The organism is Bacillus sp. P4_D3, from assembly GCF_056401855.1.
The window spans coordinates 1-1,185 of the sequence record NZ_JBFUIN010000864.1 but is presented as its reverse complement, the minus strand read 5'-3'; the positions used below and the strand labels follow the sequence as shown (position 1 = coordinate 1,185).

At 35.4% G+C, this 1,185-nt stretch carries 3 protein-coding genes and 1 pseudogene; 3 read left to right on the top strand and 1 reads right to left on the bottom strand.

The features are described from left to right. Positions 1 to 319 (top strand): carcinine hydrolase/isopenicillin-N N-acyltransferase family protein (locus AC1DTM_RS27480; RefSeq protein ID WP_477001373.1); only part of this gene is annotated, 319 nt, incomplete at its 5' end. Between the two features lie 53 nt (positions 320 to 372). Next, a complete protein-coding gene (locus AC1DTM_RS27475; RefSeq protein ID WP_071151261.1) occupies positions 373 to 636 on the top strand; it encodes a hypothetical protein in 264 nt (87 codons plus the stop codon). Between the two features lie 109 nt (positions 637 to 745). Here AC1DTM_RS27475 and AC1DTM_RS27470 read toward each other — a convergent pair. Beyond that, positions 746 to 835: pseudogene (locus AC1DTM_RS27470) on the bottom strand (tyrosine-type recombinase/integrase); the annotation flags it as partial. A 2-nt stretch (positions 836 to 837) separates the two neighbouring features. Here AC1DTM_RS27470 and AC1DTM_RS27465 point away from each other — a divergent pair. Continuing rightward, the gene (locus tag AC1DTM_RS27465; protein ID WP_016104842.1) at positions 838 to 1,095 is read left to right on the top strand and encodes a hypothetical protein; all 258 of its coding nucleotides are present in this window, start codon (positions 838 to 840) and stop codon (positions 1,093 to 1,095) included. Positions 1,096 to 1,185: the final 90 nt, after the last annotated feature.

The following is a 1,185-nucleotide window of genomic DNA, read 5'->3' as shown; positions in this document are numbered from 1 at the left end:
ATATCACATTTTACATGAGCATTTAAATCGAAATGAACAGGTGAGCATGGAATCTTTAAAAGGATTGGTAGAAGAAGAATATCCTATCGGGGTGACGGTGCATAATTATGAAGAGTGGTTTGGGACTTTGCATTCTGTATTATTTGATTTACAGGATCGTACATTGAATATTTGCTTCGGATCGCCACTTTTAAACGAGTGGTACTCATTGAAAGTTGGAGAAATCCTTCCGTTTACCGAAGTGAATGTGAACTTTAAAAATAAAACTTATGCTGACTTTTGGAGAGAAGAGAAAAATGAAATGACTCCTAAAGATTAAAAAGGAATAAGATGGTAAAATGAAGGGGTGGGAATAGACAGGAGGGATTGCCATTGCTACAAGCTATGTTACCAATTGTTCTAATCCTTTTTCTAGTCGCTTCGATGTATATAACTTATCAAAAAAGAAAAAAAGCGGGGATAAAAGGATTAAAAAGTGCATTAACTTCTATTTGTTGCTTTTTAATTGCAATTTTAAATTTGTCTGCATATTGGCTTCATTTTGGCGGTATTTTTACTTGGCTAGTCTCAATCATATTGTTGCTAGTGGGGGCGTATTTTACAAAATATATTCCAATCTCAAAAAAGGTGCACTAAAATTATATGAGTTTATATGTAATGTTTTATTTCAATGTGCTATAGATGCCTTTAAATCAATGCTTTTGAGCATTTCGATATGTGTTTGCAAACATTTTGCAAACACATATCAAAATATACTCTTCGCGAATGTTTTCACTGCATCTTCTTGCATATTGGGTAAGACATGAGAATATACCCTTAAAGTTAAAGAGATATCAAATGCTAATGACAGAATTCATGAAGTTTGTAAAGTGCGAGAACGAAGGTGTTTTTGACATCAAGCAGATGTACAGCGCGGAAAAAGCTTTCAAGAAAATGCAGAACCACCGAAATCTACATTTTGCTTACATGGGTATGCGAGTAAATGTAGCTGGCAAGTGGGGTACGATCGTTGGAAACTGGAAAACTAATTTGTTCGTTTTGTTCGATGGGGAAATAGAAGTGTACAACTGCCACCCTTATTGGGAAATTGCTTAATTCGATGAAGAGGGCAATGTGGTTCATAGCTGTCAAAAGGGAGAGTATGCGATATAAGTAAAAAAGGACGAGCAGTCGTACCTACTGTCC